The organism is Polymorphospora sp. NPDC050346, from assembly GCF_040655695.1.
In the GTDB taxonomy this organism is placed as follows: Bacteria; Actinomycetota; Actinomycetes; order Mycobacteriales; family Micromonosporaceae; genus Polymorphospora; species Polymorphospora lycopeni.
Genome location: NZ_JBFAKM010000031.1, coordinates 1 through 5,056 on the forward strand (window position 1 = coordinate 1; position 5,056 = coordinate 5,056).

The window sequence follows — 5,056 nt, forward strand, 5'->3', positions numbered from 1 at the left end:
GTGCCGGCGAGCTTGCGCATGAGCAGCGACACCGCGTTGCGGCCCACCTCCTCGGCCGGGATCGGCACCGACGCCAGAGCCGGGCGGGTGCGTTCCGGGCGACGTCCTCGCGGGTGTGTCGGCGGCAGTTTTTCCTGCTCAACCTCTTGATCGGCTACCGCCCACAAAGGGTATGGGGTATCATTGTAGGTGGAGGAAGGGGGCGGCACCCCGACCTCCATCCCAGATCCCGACAAGGAGAGGACTACACCGTGGGTGAGTCTCCCGCGACGTACGCGCACGCCGACCAGGTGGCGCGACTGACCGAGCGCATCCGTCGAGACCAGCCGGAGGCGCTGAACTGGGCGGAACGGCAGCCCCTCTGGGACGCCGTCAGGCAGCTCCGCAGCGAGCGCGCCCCCGACATGCTGGCCCTGCTCGTGTCGGCACACCAGCACCTGGCCACGACGTTCCTGGCCCACCAGGCGGACCGGGACAGGATCGCCGACGAGGTGCTCACCGCCGCGCTCTACCTGACCGTGGGGATCGACTACGCCGTCACGTCGATCGAGGTAGTCGCCGCCGGGCAGCCCGGCCGCTACACGGTGCGCCTGTCCGCCGGCGGTCACAGTCTCCACCTGCCGGTCGCGATGCCCGCACCCTGCGGCCCGACGTCCGCGACCCCGTTGGGCGCGCTTAGGTAGGCGAGCGAGGTATGCCCCGTCGGGCGCGGACCGCAAGGTCGGCACGGCGGGGCTTTTCGCTGTTCAGGATGCGGATCCGGCCTTACGTCCGTAGCTGATATGGGGTATCATTATAGGCAGAGGGAGGGGGCGGCACCCCGACCTCGACCCCAGAAGCCCAGCGACCCGGAGGTTCCGTGTCCACCAGCCCTGAAGACCGATTCCGCAGCATCACCCCCGACCTGGAGAAGGCCCGAACGCAGATCACGGCCGCGATCCAGGCCATCCACCCGGAGCCCGGCGACTGCCCGCTGGCACCGAAACTGGCGATCCCGCCCCTCATCGACCACTACGCCCCTACCGCCGCCGCCGAGTACGCCGCCAGGTGGGAGGACGTGTTCGACCCGCAGCGGTACGCCGCGGATCGGATCGACACCTGTGGACACGGCGGGCGTAAGACGGTGATCGCGGTACGGGAGCTGCACGTGTACTGGAGTCAGCTTCTCGGCTACGCCAACTCCTACGTGGCGAACCACCCCACCTGGCACACCCGCCTGGAATGGCTGCTGGCGGTCCTGCCCGCCCGCATCGACAACGAACTGCGGCGGGCAGGTCGGGCCACCCGTACCGCCCCGCTGCCCGACCCCACGGCCGACGTGCAGATCGGCGCCGAAACCCGGACGGTACCGCTGCTGCCCGACCCGGAATCGGCGCTGGCCCTGCCGCTGCTGCCCGTGATGGCCTGGGACGACGCGACGGCCGCGTTCAAGGGGCTTTGGCCGAACAGCGGCGCCTACCTCAGCCCGCACCTGCACCGGCACGACGGGTGCGGCCACGTGGCCAGTTGTGGCTGGCCGTGGCGCGATGAGCCCTGCCAGGCGTACGAGGTGCACGACCCCACGTGCTGGGACTGCCAGCTCACCCCCGGCCCGGCCCTGCCGGCCTGACCGCAGCACCCCCCACCGGCCGTGCCCGGGGCGTGAACCGAACCTGCCCCGGGCCGGCCGGCCCCCGTCTCTTACCCGAACCCGCGCGATTACGCGCGGGCCTCAACGGACCGGTGAGCATGACCCGCCAGTTGCCCCTGCCCCTGCCCCTTCCTCCCGCCCAGCCACCGCGCCGCAGGCCGGCCACGCAAGCGGCCCGCCCAGTTCGGTCGCCCGCGGCCCGCCAGTCGATGCTGGAGATCCCGACGACCTCCCCGTGGTGCCAGCGCTGGACCACCAAACGCCGCCAGAAGTGGCAGCTCGCAGCCCCGAACGAGCGCTTCGACGCCCGCCGCTACGAGGTACGGAAGATCGACCGGGCCACCGCGGCCGCGTTCGTGATCCCCCGGCACTACAGCGGCTCCCACGTCGCCTGCCGGCCCTCGTTCGGCCTCTACCGCAGTGACGAGCTGGTCGGCGTCGCCGCCTACTGCGTCACGTCACCCGCCGCGCTGCTCCTGGCCTACCCCGAGCTGACCCCCGGCACCGAGTCGCTGGAGTGCGGCCGGTTCGTCCTGGCCGAGGACGAGCCCGGCAACACCGAGAGCTGGTTCGACGCGCGCTGCCGCGAGCTGCTGCTCGCCCGCGGTGTGCGCGCCGTGCTGTCGTTCGCCGACCCGGTCCCCCGCTACACGTCCACCGGCCGGGTGATCTTCCCCGGCCACGTCGGGTACATCTACCAGGCCGGTGAGTACAAGCGCGCCGGCCGCAGCGAGGATCGCACCCAGTGGCAACTCCCCGACGGCCTGTTCCTGAACGGCGTCACCATGCAGAAGATCCGCAAGCAGGCACCCGGCCACGAAGCGGCCGAACGGCGCCTCGTCGACGAGTACGGCGCCCGCCCGATGCGGGCCGGGGAGAAGCCGGCTGACTGGCTGCGCGACGCGGTCCGTGACGATCCCCGCGTCGGCGTCACCCTGGTCCGCCACGACGGCTGCCACCGGTACCTGAAGGTCCTCGGCACCCGACGGCAGGCCCGCGAGGTGCGGATCAACCGCAACCTGCGGCCGGACTGGGCCGCCCTCGACGACGACGTGCCGCTGCCGGCCGGCCCGTACCCGAAGGAACCGGACAAGGCCCGGCCCGGCCGACGTATTCGCAGGTAGCGACCGAGATCAGGCTTCCCTCCACAAAGGACATGGGGTATCATTATAGGTGTCGGGCCGGGGCGGCAACCCGGCCCGACATCAGAAGCCCACCCCATGGAGGAAGCCCATGACCATCCCCCACCCGATCCCGGCGCACCTGGCGGCGTTGTGCCGGGCCGCTGACGACCTGCTCAACGGCGAGCACGCCACGACCGGCATATCCGACGCCGGCCAACTCCTGGCGCAACTCGTCGCCGCCATCCGAGGCGACACCACCACGGCGCTGGTCAAGCCGTACCTGAGCCCCGTCAACGGCTACCACTGGCTGCTGCGCTACTGGTCGCCCGACGTGGACGAGACGCTGGCCTTCCACGACCCGCTCGCCGCGATCGGACGGCTGGCACGGACGGCGCGGGCTCGCTGGGACCGCGTCGCAGGCTTGACGACGACCGGGTTCACCGTGCCGGCCACGCCACCCGAGAACGACCTCGCCGCCTCGAACCTCTACTTCTGGCATCTGGCCGATGACGCGGAAGGGTTCTGGCTGGAGCGCCAACCCCTCGACGGTCAGTCCGTCGATGACACCCAGGTCACCGGCGAGCGGGACGACTACGTCCTTGGGCACGTCGCCGGGGAGTGGATCTGCGTCTGCGGCAACGACGCCGCCGACGAGGGCTTCGACCCCTGCACTCGCGTCGGTGCCCTGCTGGCGGTCCTGGATTCCTGGGACGGGGTGCTCTATCGGTGTGTGAAGTGCGACCGGATCGTCGCCCAGCCCACCGGGCAGGTCGTCGGCCGGGCCGAGTAACTCTCACCGATCAGCGGCGTCACGCAGCGGCGGCCGGCCCCGAGATTCGGGTCCGGCCGCCGTCGGCATTGCAGCTCAGGGCTGCGGCTGCTCGGCCTCCTTGAGCTGGCTCAGCAACCGCCGTACCACCTGGGAGCTGACGTCGACCCCGAGCCGTTGGCTCAGTTCGGCGGCCAGTACCCGTACCGGCGGCCGCTCCCCGTCGCCGGCGTTGCGCAGAACCGCTTTCAGGTCGACGACTCGGGGCCGCGGGCCTGCCTTACGTCCTCCGTGACGCCGCACTTCGGGGAATGCCCAGGCGGCCGCCCTGTCGCGTCGCCACTGCCACCGCACACGGCGGCCCAGTTCGGGGCTGCGCGGGTCCGGGGCGTCGGGCACTGGCAGGTAGCCGTCCTCTCCCCGCGCCCAGGCGTTTCGGGAGTCCTCCACGTAGCGTTTGAACGTGTCGCGGCTGACTCCACGTAGCTCGGCGAACTCGCCGACCCCGATCAACTCGTCCGGGTCGGCCGCCTCCGTCGTTGCCGGGGGTGTCCGGCGGGTGTTGCGGGCCGCGGCGAAGGCGTCGAGGTCGACCAGAGCGAAGACCTCCTGCCCGTCGACCTGCTCGGCCAGAGGCTCCGGCCAGCCGTGACGAGCACGCCCGGCCGGCGACGCGTACATGTTCACCGTGTTGGCCGCGAGCCCCAGATGCTCGGCAGCACCCGCCCGGTTCGTGGCTTCGCGGCCCTCGACAGTCCAGGTCTTCACGCGGTACCGCCAGGCGAGTAGTAACGGCCGGGGCCAATCACCCGCACGCGGGTGGCGGCAAGGCCCCGGCCGCCCAGAAGCCCGACCCAGGCAACGCCCGTGCCGAACGCGGCCAGTGTAGCGGGCAACAGCAGCAACCCAGCGAGACCGGGCCGATCTCTCATGACGCACTCCTCCCCCACTCAACGCCCCTCTGAAGGGCTTAGAGCCCGTTCCGCAAGGCGGCAACCGCCGACTCGTTGTCTGCGGCCCGGTAGACCACCGGGCCTATAACGATACCCCTTAGGTGGTCGGCTCGCTAGTGAGGTACCCGCGTGCCTCCAGCCACTCTCGTAGCGCCTCGTCGACGATGTCCTGCGGACCCAGACCCGACTGCTCGACCGCGTCAGTCATCCGCTCGTCAAGCTCGGCCAGAATCCGCACGGATACCGCGCTGCGAACCGGCCCTTTTGGTCTCCCTCGCCGCCGCGCCGGGCGGGGGCTCTGCTTGCTGCCGCGAGCTGCTTCAGTGCTCCCCCGGGTGCTGGCGACCTTGCTGGTGTTTGCGCGGGCGACCTTGCTGGCCCGCCCACCAGCGTTGCCGACATCTCGACCGCCATCGTCTGTGCGGGCGGTAGTGCCGGCGGGTTGGCTGGCTTTTTGGCTTGCGGGATTGCTGGCGGGTTCGCTGGTGGTGGTGGCCTGTGTGCCGGTGGTCGTGCTGGCTGACTGGCTGGCGAGTTCGCCAGCGGTCGTGTCGGCTGTTCCGCTCTCGGGTTCGCGTGC

7 protein-coding genes are annotated in these 5,056 nt (G+C 71.0%); 4 read left to right on the forward strand and 3 right to left on the reverse strand.

Translation table 11 applies throughout. The features are described from left to right. A partial coding sequence (locus tag AB0I42_RS26730) for a hypothetical protein (protein WP_357541258.1) occupies positions 1 to 221 on the reverse strand: 221 nt, incomplete at its 3' end. Between the two features lie 30 nt (positions 222 to 251). Between AB0I42_RS26730 and AB0I42_RS26735 the strand changes: the two genes are divergently transcribed. From AB0I42_RS26735 to AB0I42_RS26750, 4 genes are all read left to right on the forward strand, one after another. Continuing rightward, complete coding sequence (locus tag AB0I42_RS26735; RefSeq protein WP_357541260.1) at positions 252 to 683, forward strand: hypothetical protein; 432 nt, start codon at positions 252 to 254, stop codon at positions 681 to 683. A gap of 176 nt (positions 684 to 859) precedes the next feature. Further along, complete coding sequence (locus AB0I42_RS26740) at positions 860 to 1,609, forward strand: hypothetical protein (protein ID WP_357541262.1); 750 nt, start codon at positions 860 to 862, stop codon at positions 1,607 to 1,609. 230 nt (positions 1,610 to 1,839) lie between these two features. Further along, positions 1,840 to 2,754: a hypothetical protein gene (locus AB0I42_RS26745; protein ID WP_357541264.1), complete on the forward strand. Its 915-nt coding sequence runs from the start codon at positions 1,840 to 1,842 to the stop codon at positions 2,752 to 2,754. 109 nt (positions 2,755 to 2,863) lie between these two features. Beyond that, on the forward strand, positions 2,864 to 3,544 hold the full coding sequence (locus AB0I42_RS26750; protein WP_357541266.1) for a hypothetical protein: 681 nt from the start codon (positions 2,864 to 2,866) through the stop codon (positions 3,542 to 3,544). Positions 3,545 to 3,619: 75 nt separating this feature from the next. Here AB0I42_RS26750 and AB0I42_RS26755 read toward each other — a convergent pair whose 3' ends face one another. Both AB0I42_RS26755 and AB0I42_RS26760 read right to left on the reverse strand, forming a co-directional pair. Next, positions 3,620 to 4,291 (reverse strand): hypothetical protein, encoded by a 672-nt coding sequence (locus AB0I42_RS26755; protein WP_357541268.1) that lies wholly within the window; start codon positions 4,289 to 4,291, stop codon positions 3,620 to 3,622. A 282-nt stretch (positions 4,292 to 4,573) separates the two neighbouring features. Further along, the coding region (locus tag AB0I42_RS26760) for a hypothetical protein (RefSeq protein ID WP_357541270.1) at positions 4,574 to 5,056 on the reverse strand (483 nt) is incomplete at its 5' end.